This window comes from Acidimicrobiia bacterium (assembly GCA_012959995.1).
Lineage (GTDB): Bacteria > Actinomycetota > Acidimicrobiia > Acidimicrobiales > MedAcidi-G1 > MedAcidi-G2B.
Window position 1 is genome coordinate 63,540 of record DUCC01000016.1, and the last position, 26,952, is coordinate 90,491.

Sequence of the window (26,952 nt, forward strand, 5' to 3'; positions counted from 1 at the left end):
TCAGCCCTGGCGCACCAAAGCCAAAATGTCACCAAAACCTCGAGCGCTGGCCCGTTGCTGATCTTCGCGATATTTCAACAAGGCACTAATGGTGCTGGCAAAAGCTTCTTCATCGAGGTCATCTACCCCCACGGTTACTAATGCTTCTGCCCAATCAATGGTTTCTGCTACGCCCGGTGGCTTATAGAGCCCCATTTGGCGCAGTTCGGCCGCTACCAGCGCTACATCACGAGCCAACGATAAAGAAACTTCGGGGGCACGAAGCCGCAAAATCTCTATTTCTCGCTCTACCCCCGGGTGCTCGACCCAGTGGTAAAAGCAGCGTCGTTTCAACGCATCGTGTACGTCACGGGTGCGGTTTGAGGTGATGATGACCACCGGGGGTTGCTCAGCCGTAAAAGTGCCAAGCTCAGGCACGGTGACCGAATAATCCGAGAGGATCTCCAACAAGAAAGCTTCAAACTCGTCGTCTGCTCGATCTACCTCATCAATGAGCAGAACCGGTGGGGTCCCACTCTCAGAAGCCAAGGCTTGCATAAGTGGCCGGCGAATTAAAAAACGCTCCTGGTACATCTCGTCTTCGAGGGTTTTGGTTTCAAGACCTTGTGCTGCTCCGGTGGCTTCGGCGGCCCGCAGGTGAAGCAACTGTTTGGCGTAGTCCCATTCGTAAACCGCTTGGGCCGCATCGAGGCCTTCGTAACATTGCAAGCGAATAAGTTTCCCACCGCTGGCCGCCGCCAACGCTTTGGCCACTTCGGTTTTTCCTACCCCGGCTTCGCCCTCTAAAAGCAGCGGGCGTTTAAGCCGTAAGGCCAAAAATATTGCGGTGGCTAGCCCCTGATCAGCCAAATAGTCTTGGTTGCCCAAAATTGTCTGCACCTGGTCGGCAGAGGTAGCGTCGTGAATGTTCATAGCAGCAGGCTACGAGACGCAGCACCCAACTGCGATGGTTAGCGGCCCGACTCCTCAAGACCCCGGCGGGTCAACACTCGTGCCAAATGTTTGCGGTACTCCACCCCGGCGTTCAAATCGGCCGACGGTTCGCAACCTTCCGCGGCTTGCTCCGCAGCCTCTGTGGCCGTAGCGCCAGCGTTGACTGCTGTTTCAACCGCACTGGCCCGAATTGGTCGGGCATCCATGTTTACTAAACCGACCCCGCATTGCCCGTTGTTGACCACCACTGCGGCGCCCACAATGGCCCAGTCTTGGGCTCGGCGGTTGAACTTTTGGAACGACCACTGCGCATCTGGCATTTTTGGTACGCGTATTTCAACCAGCATTTCGTCTTCGGCCAAAGCAGTTTCTAAAAACCCGATGAAAAAATCGTCGGCGGCCACTTGTCGACGGCCCGAGGGGCCATCAATAACCACGCTGCCTCGCAAAGCAATCAAAGCAGCGGGCAAGTCAGATGCCGGGTCGCCGTGAGCTAAAGCACCACCCAGCGTGCCTCGGTGACGTACCTGGGGGTCGCCAACTTGGGCCGTAGCGGCGGCCAGCAAACCAATCTGTGAAGTAATCAACGAGTTGGTTTCTACCTCTCGGTGTTTGGTTAACGCACCAATGGCTAATTCGTCGCCTTCGTCACGTACATAAGAAAGATCGTCAAGGCGCCCAATATCAATAAGCACCCCGGGGGCTGCCAAACGGTATTTCATGAGCGGAAGCAACGAATGCCCGCCGGCCAACAACTTGGCTTCGTCGCCGTGTTCGGCCAGTAGAGCCAAAGCATTTTCTGCTGATTCGGCTAAAACGTAATCAAAAGCGGCGGGGATCATTGCGTGCCTCCTGCTTGCAGCACTGCTTTAACAATGTTGTGGTACCCGGTGCAACGACACAAGTTGCCTTCAAGACCTTCTCGCACTTCGGCTTCGTTAGCGTCGGGTTTTTCGTCCAGCAACGACACGGCGGCCATGACCATGCCCGGGGTGCAGTAACCACATTGCAGGGCGTGGCACTCATGAAAGGCTTGCTGCATGGGGTGCAAGGTGTCGCCGTCGGCCAAGCCTTCAATGGTGGTGACTTCTTGCCCGTCGGCTTGTACCGCCAACATGGTGCACGATTTCACCGCTTCACCGTTGACGTGAATGGTGCAAGCCCCACACGAAGATGAATCACAGCCCACATTGGTGCCGGTTAGTTCAGCTTGTTCACGTATGAAATGCACCAGAAGCGTGCGGGGTTCCACGTCGTGAGAAACCAGACTTCCGTTGATGGTTATTGACACCTGCAAGGGTGTGCCTCCTGATTATTTTGTGTTGACCTTACGCCAACTCTGCTTAGGGACTTTAGTCGTTGAAAACTCTGACCGACGCACCCGACGGACATCGAGTCTCTCATGGGGTCAACCGATACAAACCACGGCGAGCAAAAAAGCCCGTCACGACGATCATGGCGGCCAAAGCAATCAGACCCGGCCAGGTGGTATTCCAGGCCACTTGGTCTAAAAACCCTTGGCGGGCCAGTTCTAAAACATTGGATACGGGGTTTAGGCGGGCCGCTGTGTGGAGCCAACCTTGCATGAAAGAAAGCGGCACTTGACCCACCGAAATAAACAGAGCGCCAAAAGCCAGTACCTGAACCAGCATCAGCGAGCGGTGGGTTTTAAGTTTGTAAACAATAATCAAACCGGTCAAACAAAAAACGATAGCCATCGAAGCAGTAGCCAAGTAAAGGGCCGCCAGACCCAACAAACCGCCGGGGATAGTCAGCCCGCCGATAAGTAGCGAAACCAACAACACCGCCGTGGTGGGTAGAAAGGCCCGCAAAGCGCTGTAACCCACCGTGCCGACCAGCAAAGCCGAGTGGCTTCCCGGGGTCAATAAAAGACGATCAAAGAACCCATTTTCTATATCGTCGGCCACCGAGCCCACTCCACCGATTCCCGAAAAAACTGCGCCCTGAAGCGCCGCATAGGGGGCCATCCAGTTGTAGATGTTGGTTGTTCCGTAGCCATCGATACGGGTAAGCGAACTAAACGACCCAGAAAAACTAACGACTAAAACCACCGGCATGACTACCGTAGGAATAATCAATACCGGACGGGCACGAATGCGCTGCATGCCCCGTATACACACCGCCCAAGCCACACGAGTAGAGGCTGACAATTCCTTCAGAGTCATGACTAGCTGGCCTTCAGTTTGGTATTTAGGGTTCGTACCGCACCCAAGATGGTGACCACCGCCAAGGCCGCTGGCACTCCCAGTGCTTGCAAGGCGTCCGAAGCCGACCACCCTTCAATAACCAATCGACGTACGGGGTCAATGGTCCAAGTAATGGGGTTATTTTCGGCTACCTGTCGGTACCAGCCACTCATCAAGGAGGTCGGGAAAAAAGCCGACGACATAAATATGGTGACAAAAATCAAGGGGAAGGTTGCACTTACCGCCTCTTGCGACTGGGTACGGATGGCCATTATTTGCGCCATTCCTCCGATCGCTAAAACCAGCAATGCGGCGGTAGCAATGATGATGAGTGTTCCCGCAACGCCGCCTTTAATGGCCACGCCAAAAATCATGAAAACAGCAACAATGAACGAAGCTTTTCCGGCGGCCACTACAGCGGTTCCACCGAGACGCCCCAACAAAATAGGCACCCGAGCCACCGGCGACGCCAACAGTCGGTCAAAGAACCCATTTTCAATATCTAAGGCCAGTTCGGTGCCGGCCGTGGTGCCGCCAAAAGAAACCGCTTGGATAATGCTGCCCGGCAAAATGAATGAAAGAAACGAGTCCACTTCGGGAAAACCAGGCAAGGCCAGAGCGCGGCCAAACTGTTGAGAATAAACGGCGGCCATCATCAGGGGGAAAACCAACCCGGGCATGATGGATATCAACTGGCGGCGTTCGTTGTTTAACGACCGTCGCGCCAGTTGTAAAGTTTGCGTACCCGCTAGGCGCAGGCCGCCCAAGCCGCTACTCATGATGCTGGGTGGCTCCCTCTAAGCGGCGCCCGGTGGCTTCGGCGAACACATCATCCAAACTCGGGGCATCCAATTCGAGGTGAAGCACTTGAACCCCAGCCGATTCCAAAGATTGCACTACTTCGGCCACCTTGGCTACCCCGCCATCGAGGCCTACCGCTACTCGCCCGTTTCTGGCTGGCCGGTCAATGCCAAAGCGGCTCAGCACCGATTGGGCTTGATCAACGTGTTCGGGGTCAATGTCGATGCGCAAGGTGGGCGCCCCCACTGAAGCTTTAAGTTCAGCCGGGGTGCCTTCACGAACCAATCGGCCCTCATCAATGATGGCGATTCGGCCCGCCAGTTCATCGGCTTCTTCAAGATATTGGGTGGTCAAAAACACGGTGGTGCCTTGTTCTTGGTTGAGGCGCCGTACCTCTTCCCATAAGGCCAGACGGCTGGTGGGGTCTAAACCGGTGGTCGGTTCATCCAGAAAAAGCACGTGTGGTTCATGGACGAGCGAGAGGGCCAGGTCTAAACGTCGGCGCATACCACCGGAATAAGTACCGACCCGACGGTCAGCGGCGGCGGTAAGGCCGACTCTTTCCAAGAGCTCGCCACCTCGTTTTTTTGCTTCTGGGCGGGCGATGCCGTGCAGTACCGCTTGTAAACGCACCAGTTCGTTGCCGGTCATCAACGGGTCTATGGCGGCGTCTTGCAAAGCCACCCCAATGTTTTTTCGTACCTCAGCGGCCTTACTTACTACGTCAAATCCTGCTACTCGAGCCATCCCGCCGGTGGGGCGCAGCAAGGTAGTGAACATGCGCACGGCCGTTGATTTACCGGCGCCGTTGGGGCCGAGAAAACCAAAGACTTCGCCTTCTTCTACCGCCAGGTCAATACCGGCCACTGCTTTAAGATCGCCGAAGGATCGTTCAAGCCCTTGGGCCTCTATTACGGTTGTCATGTGGTTCTTTTAACTTTCTTGGGCCGCCGCCAGAGCAGACCAGACTTTTTCTGGGCTGAGCGGCACATCGATATGGGTTACTCCTAAGGGGCGCAGCGCATCAATTACGGCGCTCTGCACGGCCGGGGTGGAGCCAATAGCCCCTGATTCGCCGATGCCTTTTACTCCTAACGGGTTGTTGGGAGTAGGGGTTTCGAGCGGCACCAACTCAAAAGAAGGCAACTCTGCTGCTGAGATAAACCCGTAATCGGCAAAGTTGGCGGTCTGAAGGTTGCCGTCGGCGTCGTAGACCACTTCTTCGTAAAGGGCTTGGGCCACCCCTTGGGCGATGCCGCCATGGCGTTGCCCTTCCACGATGAGCGGGTTGATTATGCGGCCCGCATCGTCGCAGGTGATCATTCGTAACAAGGTCACGCCTCCCGTTTCGGTGTCTACTTCGACCACCGCTACGTGGGTGCCAAAGGGGTAACTGCAAAGTAAATCTTCTTTTGATTCTTCGCTGAGGTCATCGGTAGCGGCGGCGATGTCGGCCCAGGTGCGGCTGACCGCTGGTGACCCAGCGACATGAAAAAGCCCAGCGGCTTTGTCGAGCACCACGTCGTCGACGTTGGCTTCCAAAAGATCAGCGGCTACCGAACGGGCACGTTCAACAATGGCCCCCGAGGCTTTGTGGATAGACGACCCACCCAGTTGGGTAGAGCGTGAACCAAAGGTGCCTACTCCTTGGGTGACCACATCGGTGTCTCCTTGTACGAACTCAATGTCGTTCATATCGATACCGAGTTGGTCGGCGGCGATCATAGAGAACGTGGTCATATGGCTTTGCCCATGAGAGAGCGCTCCCGAATAAATTCTTGCTTTGCCTTCTGGGGTGATTTCTACTTTTCCGTATTCGCTACCTCCGGGGGCGGGGCCTGCGGTGACCTCCACGTAGGTCGCTATCCCGATGCCGAGTTGTTTTGCTTCTCCGGTGGTGCGGCGTTGAGCTTGTTGTTCTCGCAAGGCTGGGTAGTCGGCGGCTTCTAAAGCGAGGTCCAAACTGCGTTCGTATTCCCCGCTGTCGTAGACCGTTCCTACCCCGGTAGTAACCGGAAAAGAGTCGGCGGCTAAAAAGTTTTGGCGGCGTACCTCTACCGGGTCGAGGCCTGCTTGGAAGGACCAAAGTTCGACCGCTCGTTCAATGGTCAAGGTTGCTTCGGGGCGGCCGGCGCCTCGATACGCCTCGGTGGGGGTGGTGTTGGTGATGACGCTTAGCGCGCTGGTTTCTACGCTGGCTATTTCGTATACGCCGGTGGTCATGGGCAAAGTAAACATGGGCAGGAACGCCCCTAAGCGGGCATAAGCGCCGGAGTCCACCAGCACTTCGAGTCGGTAGTGGGTGAGGTTTCCGTCGGCGCTTCCGCCCAAGGTGAAACGGTGCACGTGGGCTCGTCCTGGTCCCATGGCTTGCATGTTTTCGGTGCGGGTTTCAAACCAGCGCATGGGGCGGCCAATTTTTTGGGCCAGCCATGGCAGCAATACGTCTTCGGGGTAAGCGGCTATTTTGGCGCCGAAACCCCCACCCACGTCGGGAACAATAACTTGCACCCCTCCGGTGGCTGTTTCTGCGTACAGGGTTCCGAGGACGCCTTTTACCCCTTGCGGGCCTTGATTAGAGGTCCAAAACACTAACTTGTCGCCGTCCCAGGCGGCGGCCGTGGACCGCACTTCAAGAGGGGCGGCTGCGGTACGTTGATGCGCTACCCGGCCGCTGGTAACCACGTCGCAGTTGGCAAAAAAAGTTTCGTCGGTGATGCCAGTTGCCATGCCGATGGCCGAAAAATCTATGGCCAGATTGGTGCCGACTTCTGCGTAGACCACCACTTCATCGGTGAGAGCTTCTTCCATGTCCACCACTACCGGCAAAGGCTCGTAATCAACGAAAACTGCTTCGGCGGCGTCCACACCTTGGGTGGCAGTTTCACTGACAATGACCGCTACGCATTCCCCCACGAAACGCACCGTGTCGGTGGCCAAGATGGGGCGGTTCAACATGGGTTCGGGAAACATGGGTACTGCTCCGGGCAGAATGGAAGGCCCGTCGAGGTCGGCGGCCACCATGACGGCCAGCACTCCTGGCATGGTGAGGGCTTCGGAGGTGTCCACGTTGATGGTGGCGTGGGCCATGGTTGAACGTACGTAGGTAACCGTGGCGGCGTTTTCTAGCAGTGGGTGGACTAAGTCGGCGGTGTAGGTAGCGCCAGTGGTTAAGAAACTTTCGTCCTCGCGACGTAAAACACGGTTGCCTAAAATACTCATTGGTTTCTCCTCACCAGTTGCGTGACATAAAAGTCACTGCCAAAAAGCGACCTTAGTCTTTAAACCCCGATTCTTGGTGTCCGGGTAAAGCCAATCTTGTGCTTTTTAAGTCCCGAAGGGCCACACGCCTTGTATTCGGTGGGCTGCGGGCGGAGGCGGCAGCACGGCGTAGGCTTCTTCGTCGAAGCGCACCAGATTGTAATCGGCGCGTGCGCGACGCTCTATTTCTTCGTCGGTGTTTAGGGCATCGATGCGAAGTTCGTACTCGTGGTTGAGGCGTTCGATTTCTTCCACTTGGGCGGCCAAAGCGGTGTGGCTGGCTCGTTGGTCAAGCCAGTCGTTAAAGGGGACCCCGCCCAGCGTAAACACGGCGAAGGCCGCGAGAGCCAACAAAAAAGCGAGGGTGGCCAGACGGGAGCGCACTAGTTTTGCCGCCCCGCCAGAGCTGTTCGACCTTGGTATTGGGCTCGGCCGCCTAACTCAGCTTCGATGCGCAGCAGTTGGTTGTATTTGGCCACTCGGTCGCTGCGGGCCGGGGCGCCGGTTTTGATTTGCCCACAGTTGGTGGCTACGGCCAGGTCGGCAATGGTGGTGTCTTCGGTTTCGCCTGAACGGTGTGACATGACGGCGGTAAAGTCGTTGGCTTGGGCGAGGGCCACGGCGGCCAGGGTTTCGGTGAGGGTGCCAATTTGGTTGACTTTTACCAGAATTGAGTTGGCTATTTTTTTATCTATGCCTTGTTGGAGGCGACGCTCGTTGGTTACAAAGAGATCGTCGCCTACGAGTTGTATGCGGTTGCCGAGGGTCTGGGTGTGGGTGGCCCAGCCTTCCCAGTCGTCTTCGGCCATGCCGTCTTCTATTGACACGATGGGGTAACGGTCGGCTAAATCGGCCAGGTAGTCGGCCATTTCGTGGGGGTTGAGCGTACGGTTTTCTCCGGCCAGCACGTAGGAACCGTTTTCGTAGAATTCGGTGGAGGCCACGTCAAGAGCTAAAGCCATGTCGGTGCCGGGTTTGAGGCCCGCCAACTGGATTGCTTCGAGCAGCAGTTGTACGGCTTCTTCGTTGGAAGCCAGGTTCGGGGCGAACCCGCCTTCGTCGCCGATGGCCGTAGCGAGGCCTCGCTCGCTCAAAACTTTTTTCAAAAGGTGGTAACACTCCACGCCCCAGCGCAGGCCTTCAGAAAAACTGGTGGCGCCGACCGGCATGAACATGAACTCTTGGAGGTCAATATTGTTGTCGGCGTGTTCACCGCCGTTGAGCACGTTGAGCATGGGCACCGGCAAGACACAGGCTTGCTCGCCGCCGACAGAACGATAAAGGGGTTGATTTTGGTGTTGGGCCGAGGCTTTGGCCACCGCTAGCGAAACACCCAGCAAAGCGTTGGCCCCCAAGCGGCCTTTGTTGTCGGTGCCGTCGGCGTCGATCATGGCTTGGTCTACTGTTTTTTGATCAGCGCTGTTGAGGCCGCAAACTACTTCAGATAACTCGTTGTTGACGTTGCTGACCGCACCGGTCACCCCTTTTCCGGCCCAGAGCGGGCCACCGTCGCGGAGTTCAACTGCTTCGAACTGGCCGGTTGAGGCACCGCTGGGCACTATGGCTCGACCAAAAGCGCCGGAATCAAGGGTGACCTCGACTTCTACGGTGGGGTTGCCGCGGGAATCCAAGACTTGGCGTCCGTGGACGGCTTTAATGTGGCTCACGAGTTCTCCTTGATGTACAAGGTCACGCTACCCCTCTGTTTGCACGCTGAGGGGGACACTTCGCGCTTTTAGCGCGAATAATTCGCGCTCTGTGCGCGAATTTCACTTATTTTTTCCAATATTTCTGTCGAACAACATCATCTGCGTCAGCAAGGTCAAGCGAATCAGCGGCCGCCGCTGTTTCAGCGTCCCGTACGTTTTGGGCATATTCAGCAACCGTGCCCCGCAAAACATCTTCAGCGTCCCATCCTTGTTCTTGCCCCCACCCCACCAAAGCAAGCAACAACTTTCCAAGATCATCTGCAGTGGCCAAGCCTTCGCTTAACCCCACCGCCGGCTCTTCGGGGCAAAACCCCAAAGCAGCTGACCGTCGCACCACCTTGGCGGCCCCCGCCAAAGCCGGCAGTTCTCGAGGAATGCCATCTAAAACTGAATCCCGGCCTTTTTCCTGTTTCTTAATGCGATCCCAGTTAGCGATCACCTCATCGGGGCCATCGACCTGCACCACGTCCTCCCCCTCCGGGGCAAACACGTGAGGGTGCCGTAAGCGCAACTTGTCGTAAATACCGTTCGCTACATCGGCCAGATCAAACCGGCCTGCATCTTGAGCCACCCGAGCATGAAAAACCACTTGGAACAACAAATCGCCGAGCTCTTCTTGCAGATCAGCGACCCCCTCCCCGGTTTCTTCATCTAAATTATCAAGCGCTTCAAGCACTTCGTAGGTTTCTTCCAACAAGTGGGGACGTAACGAAGCATGGGTTTGTCGAGCATCCCACGGGCATTCTTTACGCAAAGTGTCGAGCAAGCCAACCAGTTGCGCAACCGACGCTGTTCTTTTTTCCGACAAAAAACTAGTTTTCTATCGGACCATCAGGAGGAGAAACCTGACCCAAAATTGGGTCCCAGATCCCGTAACGCGGATCAACACTAATTTCACGTGTCATGGTGGCCATGCTCACCAACTGAGGCAACGCCTGTGGCCCAGCCTCAGCAAAAACCGGAACCGCCCCGGCTTTGATCTCATCGATACGAATAACGTGAAAGCCAAACTGGCTGGGCACCGGGCCCACCAAGGTTTCACCAGGCACCACGCCTCCTTGCGCCAATGCCCCTAAAACTGCTCGCTCAAACTCAGCCACAAAAGCACCGGTAGGTACACAGCCTAAAGAACCACCCTGAGCACCCGAACCCGGGTCCTGCGAACGTTCTTGCGCCAGCGCAGCAAAATCAGCCCCATCGGACAACAAGCCCATGATCTCATTAGCTTCATCTTGCCCATTAAGCAAAATATGGCTTGTGCAAAGTTCGTGAGCCAACAACTCAGCGTGAGCGTCGTAGGCCGCTTCAATACCCGGGCCGGCCGCGTTAGCAATATTCAACGTGGCCTGCCACACCGTCAGGCGTTCCATAGATAAAGAGGCATCCGGAATGCCCGCCGCCAGCAACTCCATGGTGGCATCGGCCAGTTCGCCCTCGGTGGGCACCACACCAAAATCAGTCAACAAATCGATCAACGATTCAAAACCTATGTACTGCTGCACCACGTCAACCACCGCATTGGCCGGCAACGAAACATCCGATGCTTCGCTCTCCGTGCGTTCAACAACCCAAGCAGTTAACTCTGCTCGGCTCAACGACGAACGGCCTACTTCCACCGCCGGAGGATCCACCGGCGACGACGACCCGCAAGCGGCCAGACCCATCAAAGGAAGCAGAAAAAGAATAAAAATACGACGAAAGTTGCTCATTATTCAGAGGCTACGGCTTCCGTGCCCGATTCAAGCACCGGCACCAAATCGTCAAGCAACGCCGATACCGAAAGCGCCAAAGTCGCCGGAGCCGCACCAGGCGCCACCCGAGCCAACGGAAGGTGCAGAACCTGCGGACCGGCTTTATAAACTGCTTCTTTATGCAACCGCGTAAGACGAGCCTGTTTGCTCAAAGGCAAAACAATCGGCGAACAGCGCGCCATAAACGCCGGGCCACCCAACCCGGCCCCTCCCGGCACCTTGACCACCGTGAGTTCGGTAATACCACGAGCCACACATTGAGACCGCAACCGACCAACCGCTAACAACGCTTCCGCCGGGGGCGGTACCGGGCCGTAGCGGTCCTCCCATTCGGCTTGCACTTCGTCGACCTTAGCTACCTCAGGGTGTGCACCAGCGGCCACCAAACGACGGTAAGCCTCCAAACGAAGGTCGCTGCGGGACACATAATCTTTAGGCAAATGTGCATCAACGGGAATCTCCACTCGAATCTCCACCACCTCTTCAGGAACCTCCCCGGCCAGTTCCGCAACCGCTTCGGTAACCATCTGGCAATAAAGGTCGTACCCAACAGCAGCAATATGTCCACTCTGCCCGGTACCCAACAAGTTGCCGGCTCCTCGAATTTCTAGGTCGCGCATGGCAATACGAAAGCCCGAACCCAACTCGGTGGTTTCACCAATAGTGCGCAAACGCTCGTAAGCCTCTTCAGAAAGCACCCGATCTGGCGGCGTAAACAAATAGGCGTAGGCCCGCTGACCAGCACGGCCTACTCGACCCCGTAACTGGTGCAGTTGCCCCAACCCTAAAAGGTCGGCACGATCCACCACCAAAGTGTTGACCGTCGGCATGTCAATCCCCGACTCAATAATGGTGGTACACACCAGCACGTCGTAGGCCCCTTCCCAAAAGTCCAAAACCACGTTCTCTAACGCCAGCTCATCCATTTGCCCGTGAGCCACCGCAATACGAGCCTCCGGCACCAACTCTTGCAAACCGCCTGCTATCTGGTCAATGTCAGCCACCCGGTTATGCACAAAAAATACTTGGCCCTCCCGCAGCAACTCTCGGCGAATAGCTTCCGTGGCCGCCCGTTCGTCGTATTCGCCCACAAAAGTCAAAATGGGCTGCCGGTCAGCGGGCGGCGTGTTCAACAAACTCAAATCTCGAATACCGGTTAGCGACATTTCTAACGTGCGGGGAATCGGAGTAGCGGTCAGGGTCAACACATCTACATCGGTTCGCCACTGTTTGATGGCTTCTTTATGACTCACCCCAAAACGTTGCTCTTCATCAATCACCAACAAACCCAAACGATCAAAAGCAACACCCTTAGACAGCAAGCGGTGAGTACCGATAACCACATCAACCGTACCATCAGCCAGACCGGCCACCACCTTGCGGGCCTCTGCGGCAGAAAGAAAACGACTCAAGACCTCCACCCGCACCGGGTACGGAGCAAACCGGTCAGCAAAAGTTTGGCCGTGCTGTTGCGCCAACAACGTGGTGGGCACCAGAATCGCCGCCTGGCAGCCATCTTGTACCGCTTTAAAGACCGCCCGAACCGCTATCTCTGTCTTGCCGAAACCTACATCGCCGCACACCAAACGATCCATAGGGATCGGGCGCTCCATGTCTTCTTTCACGCTTTCAATAGCGGTAAGTTGGTCCGGTGTTTCTTGAAAAGGAAACGATTGTTCAAGCTCACGTTGCCACGGGGTGTCCGGCCCAAAGGCCCGTCCTTTAGCGGTCACCCTTTTTTGGTAAAGCAAAACCAGTTCTTGGGCGATTTCCGAAACAGCAGAACGCACCTTGGCGCGAGCTTTTTCCCAATCGCTACCCCCCATGCGGCTCAACCGAGGGGTGTCACCGCCTGAGTAAGGCCGAATAGCATCGATCTGATCGGTCGGTAGATAAAGACGGTCGTCGCCTCGATACTCCAAAAGCAAATAATCGCGTTCTATCCCGCCCAATGTGCGGGTCACCAAACCAGTGAATTGAGCTACCCCATGGTGTTCGTGCACCACATGATCGCCGGGGGAAAGATCTTCAAAAACGCGGACCGCTGCTTTGCGACGAGGACGAGTCCGCCGGTGTGTACGGCGGCGACCGGTGGCTTCCGCTTCGGTAATAACCGCCAAACGAGAGGCCTCTAAAACAAAGCCCCGTTCCAATTCACCCACCACGATGTGGCCGCCGCTGACCAGCGCTTCACCCTCTTGCACAGGAGTTAACGCCAAACCGTCTGCGGTTAAGCGTTCGGCTAAACGGTCGGCGGTGCCTGCCCCGTCGGCCACCACCAGCACCCGGTACCCCTCGGCCAACAAATGCGCTAAACGGCGAGGGATAGTGTCGTCTTGTATAGCGGTGCGACTCCACCCTGAAGCCACCACCGTGGCCACCTGCGGGCTATCGGGCACCGCATCCATGGTCCACAGCGGGGCCTCGGTGTGCACCAACAAACGTTCCCAATCAGTATGCAAACGAGGAAACTCGGTGTCGCCCGCCCCCCACGTAGCGGCCAAGGTGCTGGCTAAATCTGCTTCTTCGGCTTGCAGGTCCACAATGCGGTCACGTAACCGGCGAGGCTCTACCACTACTACCAGAGCGTCGTCATCAACGAAATCGAAGAGCACCCTTTCTTCGCCGGAGAGCCACGGCAACCATGACTCCATGCCATCAAACAGTTCGCCTTCGGCGAGGCGATCCCACTGCTCACGCCCCCAAGGTTGTTCTGCCACCAACTCTTCGGCCCGGGCCCGCACCTGCTCGCCTGGAATAAGTTCCCGACAAGGAAGCACCTCAACTTCGGCCCGGCTAATCGTGGCCCGTTGGTCAGCCACCCCAAACTCGGTCAGGCGATCAATCTCGTCTCCCCACAAATCAATACGCACCGGAACATCTGCGGTAGAAGGCCAAATATCGACAATAGACCCCCGGACCGCTATCTCGCCTCGATGCTCAACTTGGTACTCACGCCGGTACCCCATGGCCACCAAATCGGCTACCAAAGCGCTTTGATCAACCACATCGCCAGGGCCCAAACGTAGTGGGGCAATACGGCCCGCTCCAGGGCCCAAACGCTGTACCAAAGCACGGCCCGAAGCGACTACCACCTGCGGCCTGGTCGCTGGATCCATTAGCCGATGCAGCACTTGCAACCGGCGGCCCATAGTTTCTACGCCGGGGCTTACTCGTTCAAAGGGCAAAGTTTCCCAAGCCGGAAACGACACCACCTCATCAACCCCTAAAAAGGCCGACAGGTCGTTAGCTAGCCGGTCGGCTTCGGTACCGGTGGGTACCGCCACCACCAGAGGTCGACGTTCAGATTGCTGGGCCAAAGCGGCCAACACAATGGCTCGTGCCGGTTCCGGTACCGCTAACGATGCGTGGCGGCGCCCCAAGACCTCAATTAAGGCCGGCTCTTCAACCAGCAGTTCAGGAAGCGAACGAAGGATCACGAACGAGTATTTATTTGGCCCATAGCGGCTTCAACGCCTTGGTCCAAAATGAGTTCCACCGCATCTGCGGCTTCTAAAATTACTGTGGCCAGTTCTTGACCCTCGGCTTTGCCAGGACGGCGCAAAACATGGTCGGCCGCCGATTGCCGGCCCGGAGGGCGTCCGATGCCAATGCGCACCCTTAAATAATCTTGGGTGTGCAAATGTGCCGTGATTGACTTCAACCCATTGTGGCCCGCTAAACCACCACCGGATTTTACTTTGAGACTGCCCACCGGGAGGTCAAGTTCATCGTGGATTACGACGATTTTCTGCGGTTCTTCAATGCCGTGGCGGCGCACCAACTTTTGGACCGCTTGGCCAGATTCATTCATGAAAGTCTGAGGAAAAGCCAGCGCTACCCGTTGCTGGTTTATCCGAATCTCTGCTACCAGTGCTTGTTCCTTGCTGGGCTTCAAGGCCGCACTTTGACGGCGGGCCAGTTCAGCGACAACTTCAGCGCCCACGTTATGGCGGGTGCCGGCATATTTTTCGCCAGGATTCCCTAAGCCGATTACCAGCAAGGCCGCTGACTCACCTGACTTTTTTTTCGTGGACCGCCCAAACATGATGGCGCTCAATCAGTAACTCGGTGGGCCACCCGACGATTACTCGTCGGAGGCGTCTGCCGAACCTTCAGCGTCTGCGTCATCTCCACTGGCCACAGCCCCTTCTTCGCCTTCAGCTGCGTCGGCCGCTTCAGCTGCTTCTTCAGCAGCCATGGCTTCCAACGTAGAGCGAGTGATCATACCCACGGCCACGGTTTCTTCAGGATCAACATCGGTGGTTACCCCAGCAGGGAGCGCAATGTCGGCTACCCGAATCGAGTCGCCGATGGTCAGGGCAGAAATATCTACCACTAATTCGTTGGGAATAGAGGTTGGCGCGGCATCAACGGTAAGCGAGAACAGGTTTTGATCAACCATGCCGTTGCCTTGCGTAACTTCTAACGCTTCTCCAGTCATGATGATGCTTACATCTACCGTGACCTTCTTGTTGGGGTCGATGCGCAAGAAGTCAACGTGGACAACGTCGCGACGTACTGGGTGACGTTGAATGTCTTTGATGATGCTCATGTGGCGTTCGCCTTCCACTTCAAGTTGAAGCACCACGTTTACCCCTGCTTCGGTGGTCAACACTTGACGGAGTTCAGGCCAAATAACAGAAACGGAGACCGGGTCTTGGTCAAGGCCGTAAAGGACGGCAGGAACCAAGCCTTCGCCGCGCAAACGACGGGTAGAGCGGGAACCAGTTGTACGGCCAGTGGCCGCGGTGAGCACGATCTCGTCCATGAGGAATCTTTCTACGCATTACGTTCACGGCCAGGTTGCCATGAACAGTTCTGAAGGTTCTTTTTAAGTGGTGAACCGACTGTGAATACTAGCGGTCGCTTTACCGGTTTCGGCCCTCTTGGGGCTTAGGAAAGGTGGTCGCCGCCAAATATTTCGCTTACTGAGGTGTCTTGGAAGACCGCTTGCAGGGTTCGAGCTAGCAAAGGAGCGATGGAGAGCACCTCAATGAGGTCGGCGTTGTAGCCCTCTGGTAGAGGCAAAGTATTGGTAACCAACACTTTTTCGATGGGCGAAGCGTTGAGGCGTTCCATAGCCGGGCCAGAGAACAACCCGTGGGTGGTGGCTGTCCACACAGTTTTTGCGCCTTTTTCTTTTAATTGTTCGGCGGCGGCGCAAATGGTGCCTGCGGTATCGATCATGTCATCAACGATGACACACACTTTGCCGTTCACGTCGCCGACTACTTCTTTGGCTTCCACGGTGTTGAATGCGGTGTGGCTGCGGCGTTTGTGCACGATGGCCAAATCGGCCCCCAACTGTATGGAATACCGTTCGGCTACTTTTACTCGACCGGCATCGGGCGAAACAATAGCCAGGTCGCCTTCTAGACTTTTGAGCCGTTCTACTAGTACTGGCATGGCGGTGAGGTGGTCTACCGGGCCATCAAAAAACCCTTGGATTTGACCGGAGTGGAGGTCGACGCCAATAAGGCGGCTCGCCCCGGCGCCTTTGAAAAGGTTGGCGACGAGTTTGGCGGTGATTGGTTCACGGCCCGATGATTTACGGTCTTGGCGGGCATAGCCATAGTGGGGGCAAACCACGGTGATGCGTTTGGCCGAGGCGCGCTTGGCGGCGTCGACCATGATGAGTTGTTCCATCAACGCATCATTTATGGAAATTTCTTCGGTCTGGCAATGGGTTTGCAATATAAAGACGTCGCTGCCTCGGATGGATTCAGAAAACTTGCAATGAATTTCTCCGTTGGAAAACTCGGCCAGGTTGGGTTCGCCAAGCTCTTCACCCATCAGGTCGGCTACTTCGTGAGCTAGCGGTTCGCTAACTCGGCCGGAAACTAAGTAAAGCTTCTTTTGGGTGATCTGTTCCATTGAGTGTTGAGCCTTTTGTCTGAGGAGTCGGGATGCCTTCTGATCATAGATGCCCAAGTCGCTAATCAACCGATCCAAACCGGGTTTGGGGCAATTCCTCCGTCTTGAGGCTCATATTCTTCGTTTTCTTCTTCCGGCTGGGTGGTGGTTGGTTGATCGGTCAGAGTGGTGGTTGAAGCAGTCGGCACCGTAGTGGTGGTTGGTTGATCGGTCAGAGTGGTGGTTGAAGCAGTCGGCACCGTAGTGGTGGTGGTCGTGGTGGGCGGGGCGGTGTATGGGGTGGCGGCGGCGGTAGCCGACGTGCTGCCGGTGCCCGCCGCATTCACCGCAGCCACCCGAAACACATACTCCACCCCATTAGTCAACCCCGTCACGGTGGCCGAAACCGACCCATGCCCCGCTAACGCCGTCGCCCAACTCGCCCCCGCATCACTCGAAACCTCCACGTCATAACCAGAAACCGACGCACCCCCATCATCAACAGGCGCCGACCACGACAAGGCGACTTGTTGATCGCCGGTGGTCGCGGCCAAGCCGGTGGGGGCATCAGGAATCGTTGCCCCTTCAAAAGCCATCGCTAAAAACCGGGTAGCGCTATCGCCGCCGATGATTATGCGCCCGCTAGAGGTGGCATCCACCCCGTACGCCACATCGTTGCCGCTTACCCCGTGGGTGAGTTTGCCGTCGCCGCTGAAACTGGTGTCGAGAAGGCCGGCGGAAGTTAATCGTAAAACGGCTACATCTTCGTCGGTGCCGTTGTGCGCTGAACCGGCGACCACCAGGTGGCCTCGAGCGGTGACAGTAACAGCGTAGGCCGCATCGTTACCGGCGCCCACGGCAAAGGTGGTGGCTCCGCTGCCAGCAAAAGTGGCATCAAGCGAGCCACCGGAGGTGAGACGAACCACTGCGACGTCTCCCCCGCTAAACCCCGCCAAAATGATGTCTCCGTCGGTGGCCAGTGCGGCGGCTCTTGCCGTATCGTCACCGGCTCCCACATCAACAGTTGCTCGGCCGTCGCCGCTAAACGCGGTGTCTAATACCCCGCTGCTGGTGAGCCGAGCCACTGCGAAATCGCCACCGCTGGTACCGGCCAAAATAACGTCACCATCCGAAGCCAACACCATGCCATAGGCATAGTCGTTACTTCCGAACGGAACCAGGACCGTTCCTCCATTAAACGCAGAATCGAGACCTCCCGAAGTAGTTAACCGCGCTATTCCAAAATCCCAATCCACACCATTTGAGGCATACCCCCCAATCACTGCTCGGCCGGAAGAGTCAATTACAACCGAGCGGGCGTAATCGCTACTCGGCCCAAGAGCGATCGTTGCAATACCTGCTGTGCCAAAAGTCGAATCCAAAGATCCTGAACTTGACAAGCGGATCGCCAAAAAATCGTAACTGAATCCCATAGGATCTGTAGCGCTCTCTCCGACTACCACAATTTTTCCGTCGGATTGAATCGCCACTCCATAGCCTTTATCGGTCTTTGAACCAACGTCAACTGTGACTATTCCTCCGGTGCCGAAGGTGCTGTCTAGTGCGCCGGAACTGGTGTAACGCACCACCGCTACGTCATAGTTGCCGCCCACCAAGGCGTAACCCGCCACCACAACCTTGCCGTCTGACTGCACCGCCACGGATTGACCCAAGCCACCGCTTTCCACGCTGGTGGTCACCACCCCATCGGCAGAAAACGATGTATCTAAATCACCCGGGGCAGCCGACGCCACCAGACCAGCAGCAAGCACTGCCAACACCACGGTCAAGGTCCCAAGGGTCCGTTTACCCCACATGCCGAACCAACCTAGCGGGCACCCGCTTCCTGCGCTCGGCGCCCCTAAAATACTCTCGTGAGATTCTTTCCTGCTGCCTTCTTGACTTGCCTAGTCTTCTCCGTGGCCTGCGCTTCATCCACCACGCTTTCATCACCGACCACCACAACGGCCATCTCAACAGATCAACCGCTCTTGTTACTGATTTCCATCCACGTTGAAGGCTGGGAAGATGAAAACGAATACCCCGCAAAATTTAACCACCACGCCGACCTTATTTTGGATACGGCTCACCACGCTGCAGACCAACAGGCTATTTTTTCTTTTGAACTCTCCTCTACCTTTGCTCTGTCCCCCGGCGCCCCACCCGTAGTCAGCGAACTATTGTCCTTAGGCCACTCCGTGGAAGTCCACGCCGACGTTGGCGGACGCGGCACCCCCAACCTCGCCACCCTCACCGAACAACTCACCGCCAAATATCGTCAAGTCTCCTCTTTAGGATCTGATCCGGTACTCGTTTCCGGCATCTGCAGCCGCGGCCCATTTGTAGAAGCAGCCATAGCCGCCGGGTTTTCCTTAACCACTGGCGCCGTGGAGTACTGCCTCACTGCTCTTGACCCAAGCCTTCAACCGCCCGGCTTCGACCCCAACGCCTGCCCCAACCCCAGCGCATGTCACGGGCGGCCTCCCTTTGACCTCGTCACCCGGGCAACCCCTTGGTTCACCAGCCAAACACAATCTTGGGTAACCCCCGATCCAGCCGGACAGCTACTTATCGTCATCGGCGAATCCGGAGCTTCACTCCCTTGTCTCGCCGAAAGGGAACTCACCGAAAGCGGCCAATGCCAAGCCGACGCTGACGACATCACAGAGTTTGCTCGCCTCGCCGAGGAGTACGCCACTCTTGAATCGGCAATCGGTGACCCGTGCTGTGTTTTTTCAACAAGTTGGAGCATCGGAACTGCCCCTCCAGAGGGTTTTACCACTGCACTTGTTTCTTCAGTAAGCCACCTAGTGGACAACGGCACCGCTCGCTGGGCGACCCCCAGCCAAGTACTAGACGCTGCTCGATAAAGATTTTGCGAGAGTGTTAGAAAACCGTCCGCAGGTCATCTCCTTAACAGCACCAGCCACCAGGTTGGGCCCAACCAAAGGAGACCACTCATGTTTTTGCTTCATTTGCTTGCCACTTGGGTGGCCTCTTCGCTTTGGTGACCGGTCATGTGCCATCATTTGGGCCTATGTCCACTGACGCCGAACTGGCCGTCGCCCTGGCCGGCGGCGATGCACAAGCCCTGGCCGGTATTTACGACCGCTACGGCGACCACCTACACAACTTCTGTCACGGGGTTTGCCGCAACGCTGACCAAGCAGCCGACGCCACCCAACAAACCTTTTTGCTGGCCTTTGAACGCATCGGCCAACTCCGCGACCCCACCCGCCTCAAATCTTGGCTCTTTGCTATCGCCCGGAACGAAGTCATGAAAGGCTTCAGGGACACCTCACGCACTCGGCCGGTAGACGACGAAGCGATACTAGAAACCGCTACCGACGCTGACGCCGTGGAAGCCACTTTAGAAACCGCCGAGTTGCAAGGCTTAGTGTGGGAAGCCGCCGTTGGTCTCGACGAACGTGACCGTTTACTGCTTGAACTCAACGTACGGTCCGGCCTCGAAGGCGCCGAACTGGCCGATGCCGTAGGGGTTTCCGTTGACCACAGTTACGTACTGGTCAAACGCATGCGCGAGCGGGTAGAAAAATCTTTAGGTGCTTTGTTGGTGGCCCGCCAAGCCCGCAACATGTGCGACGACCTTGAACGCCTGTTAAGCGACTGGGACGGCACCTTCTCTATTCCGGTACGCAAACGAGTCAGTCGCCACCTCACCCAATGCGACGACTGCGATCAGCGACGCCGCAAGCTGGTTTCTCCCTTGGCTCTCTACGGAGTTGCCCCCGTGTTAGCTGCCCCCTTGGGTCTACGCCAAGCCATTTTGGAATCTGCTGGTTCCTGGGTCGAAACCGCCCACGCCAGCGAATACAACTGGGGCGAAGATGGTTTTCCCGAGCCGTTGGAAGACTGGTATGCCGTTGAGCAAACCAACAACGCAGACACGCCCGGTGAGGCATCTTCAACTCACGACACAAACAACATGGCCAGCCGCTTTCGCAACGTACGCCGCTTTGGGCTTTCTGTGGTGGTCGTCGGCGGGCTCATCTTGGCCGGGGTGACGGTAACCCAAGGCAGCGAGAACCAAGCCATATTGGATAGTTCCTCGACGCTGAAATCAAACGGCGGCGGTCAAGAGATCATCACCCAGGTTGTCCCTGCCCCGACGACCTCTGTAGCCCCGACAACAACCGTGATGACTCCCCCAACCACCACCGTGGTGCCTACCGAAACGACCGTTCCTCCCGCCACCGAAACCACTGTGGTGCCAGAACCCACTGTGCCCCCCACCACCGAAGCGCCACCAGAAACCACCACCACAACCACTACGACCACCACCACAACCACGTTGCCGCCAGTGCCAACACCCAACAATTTCAGCATAGACCCAGGAGGTCAAGCCATCTGGATCGCTTGGGCTCCCCCCACACCGCTTCCTCCCGGCGGGTACGAAGTAGGGATCCAAGACGACGGAGGCCCCTGGGTAATCACCGCAGTGCAAACCCCTCCACAACTAACCCACGGCTTTCATAACTTGGCCTGCGGGCATCTCTACACGGTCGGGGTTCGCTATATCGACGACGAAGGCCGCACCAGCGAATGGGTTAGTGGCACCGCACACATCTGCTAACTAACAGGTCAAGGCGCCACAAGTTGCCACCGGAGCTCCCCAGCCAAGGTCTTCTGCGTTGAGCCGTTCCATCGTGCGGGCCCACGAGTTTTGCAATTCTGTTGAGTCAGGGTTTTCGCTAAGCGAGGCCCCCACTTCTCGGATGCGGTACCCATCGCTGCGAGCAACCCGCGTGGGGGTCACCGCCACTTCTTGTGCCCTAACTCCGTCTGCGGTTTCTAACAAATTCACAACAACCATGACCCCGTCTTGGGTACCCACGGCGCAGCACGAGGCCGACTGGTTAGATAAGAAATTTCCTAAGCCGTACACCACGTACTCGTCGCCGACCATGCCTACCGACTGCACCACATGAGCGTGGTGGCCAATGATCAAGTCAACATCAGGGTCGCTCAGTAATGTCTCGGCCAACTGGCGTTGGGTTTCAGTCGGTGCGGTGCGGTACTCGATGCCCCAATGCAAACTAAGCACCACAAACTCTGCACCAACGGCCCGGGTTCGACGGGCGGCGGCCAGCAATGCGTCGACCTCGAGATCCAGCACCAACCACGGAGTGTCTGCCGGTACCGGCATGCCATTAAACCCAAAGGATGCCGAAACGTGACCCACGGAAATACCGTTGGCGTCATAGGTGACCGGCGAGTAGGCGTCTCGTTCGGTTACCGAGATACCGGTTTGGCCAAGACCGGCATCTATGAAGGCTTGGGCGGTGGTTTCTGCCCCGCTTAGCCATTGGTCCAGCACATGGTTTGATGCTGTGGAACAAGCGTCGTAGCCGATGTCCACCAGGTCATCGGCCAGCGAAACCGGTGCGTTGAAACGGGGGTAACCCGACAGGTCGTTGAGGTCTTTAGTCAGCGGCGTCTCGAGGTGACAGATGGCGAGATCTGCGGCGGCAATGCGCTCGGTTACCTCAGCAAAAAGCGGACGAAAGTCGTGGGCCCGGTCGGTGCCTTCGGCAGCAATTGCGGCCGCCCGCACTACCGGAGAGTGGGGAATAATGTCGCCGGTAAAGAGCAAGGTGGCTTCGCGGGGCGGCGGCAAGGTGGTAGTGGTAGTCGTCGTGGTGGTGGTGGTGGTAGAGGTCGTGGTGGTTGACGTGGTGGTCGTGGTGGTAGTCGTAGTGGTCGTGGTTTCAGGAGAAGTAGTGCTGGCCGGAAGCACCACCGGCGTTGACCCACAAGACACGGCAAGCACCATCAAGGCCATCCAAATAGTGAGCCGATTTTTCCCATGCATGATCTTGAACCTAGGCTTCGGCCATGACCGAACCTCGCATACCTCTTCATGGCCTACCCGCTGAACAAGTTCTGACTGCTTTGGAAGCCAGCAAACGCAACGATGTGCAGTGGCAACAAGGCCGCACCTTCGGGTTGGTTTTCGATGGAGGCCCTGAGGTAAGAGAAGTCGCCGATCAAGCTGCTCGATTATTTTTGCACGACAATGCGCTGAACCCGGCGGCCTTTCCTTCGCTGGCCGGGCTGCAAGCTGATCTCTGTCAGTGGACAGCCAGCATGCTCAACGGCCCTGAGGCCGCAGGTTTCGTAACCAGTGGGGGTACCGAAAGCATTTTGATGGCTGTCAAAGCGGCTCGGGAACGTGCCCGGATTGAGCGAGGTATTACTGAACCTGAAATCGTTTTGGCCGAGAGCGCTCATGCTGCTTTTCATAAGGCTGCCCACCTTTTTGGGTTGAAAGTTCGCAACACCCCGGTTGCTGCTGACTGGACTGCCGACCCCGTGGCCATGGCTGCTCATGTTGGGCCGAACACTGCTTTGGTAGTGGCTTCGGCTCCGCAATACCCGCAAGGGGTGGTTGACCCGGTGGCTGAGATAGCAGCTTTGGCGGCCACCGTTGACGCCAACTGCCATGTTGATGCTTGTATGGGTGGCTTTGTGTTGCCTTTCGCCGAGAAGGAAGGCTGGCCGTCACCTCTTTGGGATTTTCGGGTGCCGGGGGTGACCTCGATTTCAGCGGATATTCACAAATTGGGTTACGCCCCAAAAGGGGTGTCCATTTTGCTGCACGCCAACAAAGAGCTCCGGCGTTACCAGGTTTTTATGTTTGATGACTGGTTGGGTGGCCGCTACGGGACTCCCAACTTGCAGGGCACTCGGTCGGGTCTTCCGATGGCTGCGGCATGGGCGGTGATGTCTTTTCTAGGCGAGGAGGGCTACCGGCGACTGGTGCGTTCCACGCTGGAAACCGCCGATCAGATTCGCGAGGCGGTGCATGCCATTGAAGGCATCGCTTTGCTGGGTAACTCCACCCATCATCTTCTCGCAATAACGGGTGATGGGTTGAACGTTCTTTCGGTGGGTGCGCTGCTTGGTGATCGTGGGTGGCACATCGATAGTCAGGGCCCACCTGATTCGCTACATCTCACGGTAAGCGCCGGAAACCAAGCGGTCGTCGAGGAGTTTCTTGAAGATTTGCGCTGGGCCACCAACCAAGCCCCAGACAGCCCCGAAGCCACCCCCACCGACTACGCCTCCCCCGAATAACCACCTACAAACATGCCCAAAACGAACCTGGGATCAGACCCCAGGTTCGGTGTTTAAGGTGCTGGGTTAACCCGGATTACGAGGTTGAGGTTAGGTGAAGAGGCGGTCGGCGTCTTCGAAGTCGACCAGCCATGTGCGGCCGCCTTCTTTGGAATGGTACGAACCCCACCCCAACAACTGTCGAGCACGAGGCGGCAAAGTGGCGGCTCGCTCTTGCGTAACCACCAACGGGCTTGCTTCTTCAGGCCGCAACCAACCCACCACAAAACTTACGTGCATACCGTAGCGCCAACCTTCGGTTTCGTTGGCTCCTGCGCCGTGAATAACTCGCCCCGAATACAACATTCCGCTACCAGCGGGCATAGCAGCGTAAGCCACTTCTTCTTCGGTGGCTTCCCAGCCCCGAATCACCTCAGGCGGCAAACCTTGAGTCCCTGGCACCACCACCGTGGCGCCGTTTTCTTTCGTAAAATCCGACAAAGCAAACATGCAACTCACGGTTATTTCTTTTCCCTGTTGCACCGCTTCGGGCCAGTTGGCTTCATCCCGGTGCAGATACTGGGCTTTCTCCCCGGGGCCTACCGCCATAACTTGGCCGGTGTTCAACCAGTAATCCGCACCGTTTTCTAACAAATAGTGGTCGGCCACCGCATTAAGCACCGGGTTCAACAAAGCGTGTTCTACAAAAGCACGACTACGGGCCGACAAGCCACAAAAGCGCACCGTGTTGGCGCCGTGAAAAACTTCCCAAAGTTCCAGTTCGCTTTTGGTGCCCGGTTTGGTATCAGAAAAACCCGCCGCTAAGTCTTCCATGATTTGCTGGCGGGCCTCTTCGGGGATGAGGTTTTTGACAATGACCCCACCGTCGTTATCCATATGGGCAAATACTTCATCAAGGGAAGCGGTTCGCTCCAAAGTCTTTAGTTCAAGCATGCGGTGATCTTAGGGCACACAGTTGTACGCAGAGTTGACCGTGAGGTGAGTTTCTGCAGTTGAGGTGTTGCCTTCCCCGTCGGTAGCGGTGACGGTTACCGGCATCCTGTAAGCCATTGCGGTGACTATCGAATACTCAACGAAGGGGCCCATTTGGCCGCTCCATTGTCCGGCGCCAGTCAACTCCGCCAATTCCAGCGATCCACCAGCAGCGACAAGGTCTCCTCCGGTTTCCCAGGAAATCTTTACCGAAGCCACCCCTGAAGCGTCAGAAACCTCAGCGATAAACATTGACCGTTGTGGCCACGAAGAGCAGTAAGGGCCGCTTTCGTAGATCTCAGGTTCAGACCACGACAAAGCACCAATAGTTGGACCAATGGCATCTGGAGCCACCGTGGTGGTGGTCGTCGTAGTGGTGGTAGTTGAGGTGGTGGTAGTTGGCGACACGGTGGTGGTAGGCGTCAAAGTAGTTGTTGGTGCAACGGAGGTGGTGGTGGCTAAAGGGATGACGGTGGTAGTGGTAACCGGCACAACCGTGGTGGTAGGTGGCACGGTAGTGGTAGGCACGCTTGTCGTGCTGGTGGTGTCCGGAGCCACCAGCAACACCGGGGCGGGGGCCGAGCGAGGGTCCGACAACAGCACTGACCCCACCACGACAGCCAAAGTGGCCACCACCACAGCGAAGATCGCTCCAAGGCCGAAACCAGTAGTTGCAGTGACTGGAGTTACCCATTGGCCGGTAGCGGCAAACCCCCCGCTTGGGGGGTTGGCCACGGGTACGCCGCGGGCCGCCGACTCGAACACTCGTTGCCGCAAGGCCACCGGTGCCGCCACAAAAGGCAAGGCGGCGGCCATGCCGCCGGGAGCCATCATGGCCGCTCGGCGACGCTTGCAGGTAGCGCATTTGTCGGTGTGTCGGGCTACCCGTTTACGCCAGACCGGGCTGAACGTGCCGTCCCATGGGGCAAGGATTTTTTGTAGATCTGCACAGTCTTTGCGGCCGTGGCGAGCCACCAGCAGGGCCCCCATGGAGCGGCTTACCCTTTGGCGTACCCGTTGCACCAACTTGTGGGCGTTGGCGGTTGATACACCCAGAGCAGCAGCTAATACCTCTCCTTCGAGGCCGTGGCGAGCGTGGAGGTCAAGCACCTCTTGTTCTCGGTCGGTTAGGCCGGCCGCTGCTTCGTGCAGTAAAGCCTGCAGGTCGTTGCTTTCGAGTTGGCCACTCATCGCAGCATCCGATTCAACGTCAAGGCCCGCTTCAGGGTCGAGCACCAGTCGGTTGCGGGCTCGGTAACGGTTTTGTATTTGACTTCGCGCAATGGCGTAAACCCAGGCTCGGAAACGGTCAGGATCGCGGAGTTGGCCGATGCGTTGGTGGACCAACAAAACGGTGTCGTGCACCACATCTGCCGCTTCATCAGTGTCGTTAAGGCGAGTGCGAGCAAAGTCGTGGAGCCGGTCGGCGTACTGATCGTAGAAACCAGCGAGCGCCGACGAATCTCCGGCCAACAAGCCGGCCACGATTTGTTGATCGTTAACCATTTTGTTGAACGGTAGTCGTCGGCGCACATGTTTTGCCCCCATGGAGAGCGAGTTGGGCCGGGCATCTGGTTTGATGCCCGGCCCGTTGAGGTCCCTCCAAGGATTTAGAAAATGACCAGGGCGGACACTTGCAAGCAGTCGACATCTTCGTCAACTGCCCGCTCAAATGGGCTGTAGGTGAACGAAGGCATGCTGCCAATCTCTGTGGTGATGCCGATCTGTTCAAATCCAGCACCGGTGAGTTGGTACATGGTCCGTTCGAAAGTGTTGGGAGCGAAGAAGTTGTCTACCTCTTCGAACTGGACGATGACCGGGATGCCTCCGCTTACTTCACAAGCCACTGAGTCGTAGCCAAAGGTGAAGGTGAAGCCGGTGTGGAATGAGCCGCCGTCCAACTTGGGGGCTTTTTCTATGTTGCAGTTACCCATGACCACGATGTCGTAGTTGCTGTTAAGAAAGCTGAGCTTCTTTACCCAGAGTTCTTCTTGGCCGTCGAAGTTGAAGTCGGTGGCGAAGAGTGCTTGCCCATACCCGTCGAGGGTTATCCAGTAGTTTCCTACCGCCAGGTAGTGCGCAGCAACGTTGTTGTCTGAGTAAACCCCAGCCCATTCGGTAACCCCGTCGCCGTCGATATCAATTTCAACGGTGTCGCCGACCAGGGTTACTTCTTCGGGCATCAAAAGAAGCGGTCCGCAGTCCTGGAAGCCTGGAATGTTAAAGGGTGGCAACTCCAAGAGTGGTTCAAACGGTGGAGGTAAGAGCAAGTCTCCGAGGCCGGGAAGGCCACCAACGGGCCCCTCTGCTGGAGCTTCTTCCTCTGCTGGAACTTCTTCTTCCTCTGCTGGAACTTCTTCTTCC

General features: G+C 56.9%; 23 protein-coding genes. 3 read left to right on the forward strand and 20 right to left on the reverse strand.

The genetic code is table 11. The annotated features are described in order from the left end of the window. The 16 genes from EYQ49_05030 to EYQ49_05105 form a co-directional block, all read right to left on the reverse strand. Nucleotides 1–912: a MoxR family ATPase gene (locus tag EYQ49_05030; protein HIG25240.1), complete on the reverse strand. Its 912-nt coding sequence runs from the start codon at nt 910–912 to the stop codon at nt 1–3. Nucleotides 913–950: 38 nt separating this feature from the next. Beyond that, a complete protein-coding gene (locus EYQ49_05035) occupies nt 951–1,775 on the reverse strand; it encodes a xanthine dehydrogenase family protein subunit M (GenBank protein HIG25241.1) in 825 nt (274 codons plus the stop codon). Continuing rightward, nucleotides 1,772–2,230, reverse strand: a complete 459-nt coding sequence (locus tag EYQ49_05040; protein ID HIG25242.1) for a (2Fe-2S)-binding protein — start codon at nt 2,228–2,230, stop codon at nt 1,772–1,774. The genes EYQ49_05035 and EYQ49_05040 overlap by 4 nt, the downstream gene beginning before the upstream one ends. A 103-nt stretch (nt 2,231–2,333) precedes the next feature. Next, complete coding sequence (locus EYQ49_05045; GenBank protein HIG25243.1) at nt 2,334–3,119, reverse strand: hypothetical protein; 786 nt, start codon at nt 3,117–3,119, stop codon at nt 2,334–2,336. A 2-nt stretch (nt 3,120–3,121) separates the two neighbouring features. Then, nucleotides 3,122–3,919 carry a hypothetical protein gene (locus EYQ49_05050; protein HIG25244.1) on the reverse strand — a complete coding sequence of 266 codons (798 nt, stop codon included), beginning with the start codon at nt 3,917–3,919 and terminating at the stop codon, nt 3,122–3,124. Continuing rightward, entirely contained in the window at nt 3,912–4,865 is a 954-nt protein-coding gene (locus EYQ49_05055) for an ATP-binding cassette domain-containing protein (GenBank protein ID HIG25245.1), read from the reverse strand. The genes EYQ49_05050 and EYQ49_05055 overlap by 8 nt, the downstream gene beginning before the upstream one ends. A gap of 9 nt (nt 4,866–4,874) precedes the next feature. Continuing rightward, nucleotides 4,875–7,163 carry a xanthine dehydrogenase family protein molybdopterin-binding subunit gene (locus EYQ49_05060; GenBank protein ID HIG25246.1) on the reverse strand — a complete coding sequence of 763 codons (2,289 nt, stop codon included), beginning with the start codon at nt 7,161–7,163 and terminating at the stop codon, nt 4,875–4,877. Between the two features lie 105 nt (nt 7,164–7,268). Further along, on the reverse strand, nt 7,269–7,625 hold the full coding sequence (locus EYQ49_05065) for a hypothetical protein (GenBank protein ID HIG25247.1): 357 nt from the start codon (nt 7,623–7,625) through the stop codon (nt 7,269–7,271). After that, nucleotides 7,586–8,869: a phosphopyruvate hydratase gene (locus EYQ49_05070; GenBank protein HIG25248.1), complete on the reverse strand. Its 1,284-nt coding sequence runs from the start codon at nt 8,867–8,869 to the stop codon at nt 7,586–7,588. Before EYQ49_05070 ends, EYQ49_05065 begins: the two co-directional genes overlap by 40 nt. Nucleotides 8,870–8,975: 106 nt before the next feature. Continuing rightward, nucleotides 8,976–9,719, reverse strand: coding sequence for a MazG family protein (locus tag EYQ49_05075; protein HIG25249.1), 744 nt, complete (start codon nt 9,717–9,719; stop codon nt 8,976–8,978). A gap of 4 nt (nt 9,720–9,723) precedes the next feature. Beyond that, the gene (locus tag EYQ49_05080) at nt 9,724–10,620 is read right to left on the reverse strand and encodes a hypothetical protein (protein HIG25250.1); all 897 of its coding nucleotides are present in this window, start codon (nt 10,618–10,620) and stop codon (nt 9,724–9,726) included. Then, entirely contained in the window at nt 10,620–14,102 is a 3,483-nt protein-coding gene (gene mfd, locus EYQ49_05085; GenBank protein ID HIG25251.1) for a transcription-repair coupling factor, read from the reverse strand. Before mfd ends, EYQ49_05080 begins: the two co-directional genes overlap by 1 nt. Then, nucleotides 14,099–14,710, reverse strand: a complete 612-nt coding sequence (locus tag EYQ49_05090) for an aminoacyl-tRNA hydrolase (GenBank protein HIG25252.1) — start codon at nt 14,708–14,710, stop codon at nt 14,099–14,101. The genes mfd and EYQ49_05090 overlap by 4 nt, the downstream gene beginning before the upstream one ends. A 39-nt stretch (nt 14,711–14,749) precedes the next feature. Beyond that, nucleotides 14,750–15,433 carry a 50S ribosomal protein L25 gene (locus EYQ49_05095; protein HIG25253.1) on the reverse strand — a complete coding sequence of 228 codons (684 nt, stop codon included), beginning with the start codon at nt 15,431–15,433 and terminating at the stop codon, nt 14,750–14,752. Nucleotides 15,434–15,558: 125 nt separating this feature from the next. Then, on the reverse strand, nt 15,559–16,539 hold the full coding sequence (locus EYQ49_05100; GenBank protein HIG25254.1) for a ribose-phosphate diphosphokinase: 981 nt from the start codon (nt 16,537–16,539) through the stop codon (nt 15,559–15,561). A gap of 65 nt (nt 16,540–16,604) precedes the next feature. Next, on the reverse strand, nt 16,605–18,335 hold the full coding sequence (locus EYQ49_05105) for a hypothetical protein (GenBank protein ID HIG25255.1): 1,731 nt from the start codon (nt 18,333–18,335) through the stop codon (nt 16,605–16,607). 57 nt (nt 18,336–18,392) lie between these two features. Here EYQ49_05105 and EYQ49_05110 point away from each other — a divergent pair, with 57 nt between their 5' ends. Together EYQ49_05110 and EYQ49_05115 are read left to right on the forward strand one after the other, a co-directional pair. Then, a complete protein-coding gene (locus tag EYQ49_05110) occupies nt 18,393–19,388 on the forward strand; it encodes a hypothetical protein (GenBank protein HIG25256.1) in 996 nt (331 codons plus the stop codon). 167 nt (nt 19,389–19,555) lie between these two features. Continuing rightward, complete coding sequence (locus EYQ49_05115) at nt 19,556–21,112, forward strand: sigma-70 family RNA polymerase sigma factor (GenBank protein ID HIG25257.1); 1,557 nt, start codon at nt 19,556–19,558, stop codon at nt 21,110–21,112. On the opposite strand, the gene EYQ49_05120 is transcribed toward EYQ49_05115, so the two are convergent. Further along, nucleotides 21,113–22,351 (reverse strand): CapA family protein, encoded by a 1,239-nt coding sequence (locus tag EYQ49_05120; GenBank protein ID HIG25258.1) that lies wholly within the window; start codon nt 22,349–22,351, stop codon nt 21,113–21,115. 23 nt (nt 22,352–22,374) lie between these two features. Between EYQ49_05120 and EYQ49_05125 the strand changes: the two genes are divergently transcribed. Further along, nucleotides 22,375–23,616, forward strand: coding sequence for an aspartate aminotransferase family protein (locus tag EYQ49_05125; protein HIG25259.1), 1,242 nt, complete (start codon nt 22,375–22,377; stop codon nt 23,614–23,616). Nucleotides 23,617–23,706: 90 nt separating this feature from the next. Here EYQ49_05125 and EYQ49_05130 read toward each other — a convergent pair whose 3' ends face one another. The 3 genes from EYQ49_05130 to EYQ49_05140 form a co-directional block, all read right to left on the reverse strand. Next, nucleotides 23,707–24,549, reverse strand: a complete 843-nt coding sequence (locus EYQ49_05130) for a hypothetical protein (protein HIG25260.1) — start codon at nt 24,547–24,549, stop codon at nt 23,707–23,709. A 9-nt stretch (nt 24,550–24,558) separates the two neighbouring features. Continuing rightward, nucleotides 24,559–26,136, reverse strand: a complete 1,578-nt coding sequence (locus EYQ49_05135) for a sigma-70 family RNA polymerase sigma factor (GenBank protein HIG25261.1) — start codon at nt 26,134–26,136, stop codon at nt 24,559–24,561. Between the two features lie 62 nt (nt 26,137–26,198). Beyond that, entirely contained in the window at nt 26,199–26,771 is a 573-nt protein-coding gene (locus EYQ49_05140) for a hypothetical protein (GenBank protein HIG25262.1), read from the reverse strand. Between the last annotated feature and the right edge of the window lie 181 nt (nt 26,772–26,952).

Coding starts and splice junctions, on each gene's coding strand:
- EYQ49_05030 (HIG25240.1), bottom strand. CDS start 912: ATGAACATTCACGACGCTACCTCTGCCGACCAGGTGCAGACAATTTTG.
- EYQ49_05035 (HIG25241.1), bottom strand. CDS start 1,775: ATGATCCCCGCCGCTTTTGATTACGTTTTAGCCGAATCAGCAGAAAAT.
- EYQ49_05045 (HIG25243.1), bottom strand. CDS start 3,119: ATGACTCTGAAGGAATTGTCAGCCTCTACTCGTGTGGCTTGGGCGGTG.
- EYQ49_05050 (HIG25244.1), bottom strand. CDS start 3,919: ATGAGTAGCGGCTTGGGCGGCCTGCGCCTAGCGGGTACGCAAACTTTA.
- EYQ49_05055 (HIG25245.1), bottom strand. CDS start 4,865: ATGACAACCGTAATAGAGGCCCAAGGGCTTGAACGATCCTTCGGCGAT.
- EYQ49_05060 (HIG25246.1), bottom strand. CDS start 7,163: ATGAGTATTTTAGGCAACCGTGTTTTACGTCGCGAGGACGAAAGTTTC.
- EYQ49_05080 (HIG25250.1), bottom strand. CDS start 10,620: ATGAGCAACTTTCGTCGTATTTTTATTCTTTTTCTGCTTCCTTTGATG.
- EYQ49_05090 (HIG25252.1), bottom strand. CDS start 14,710: ATGTTTGGGCGGTCCACGAAAAAAAAGTCAGGTGAGTCAGCGGCCTTG.
- EYQ49_05095 (HIG25253.1), bottom strand. CDS start 15,433: ATGGACGAGATCGTGCTCACCGCGGCCACTGGCCGTACAACTGGTTCC.
- EYQ49_05100 (HIG25254.1), bottom strand. CDS start 16,539: ATGGAACAGATCACCCAAAAGAAGCTTTACTTAGTTTCCGGCCGAGTT.
- EYQ49_05105 (HIG25255.1), bottom strand. CDS start 18,335: ATGTGGGGTAAACGGACCCTTGGGACCTTGACCGTGGTGTTGGCAGTG.
- EYQ49_05115 (HIG25257.1), top strand. CDS start 19,556: ATGTCCACTGACGCCGAACTGGCCGTCGCCCTGGCCGGCGGCGATGCA.
- EYQ49_05120 (HIG25258.1), bottom strand. CDS start 22,351: ATGCATGGGAAAAATCGGCTCACTATTTGGATGGCCTTGATGGTGCTT.
- EYQ49_05125 (HIG25259.1), top strand. CDS start 22,375: ATGACCGAACCTCGCATACCTCTTCATGGCCTACCCGCTGAACAAGTT.
- EYQ49_05130 (HIG25260.1), bottom strand. CDS start 24,549: ATGCTTGAACTAAAGACTTTGGAGCGAACCGCTTCCCTTGATGAAGTA.
- EYQ49_05135 (HIG25261.1), bottom strand. CDS start 26,136: ATGGGGGCAAAACATGTGCGCCGACGACTACCGTTCAACAAAATGGTT.
- EYQ49_05140 (HIG25262.1), bottom strand. CDS start 26,771: ATGCCCGAAGAAGTAACCCTGGTCGGCGACACCGTTGAAATTGATATC.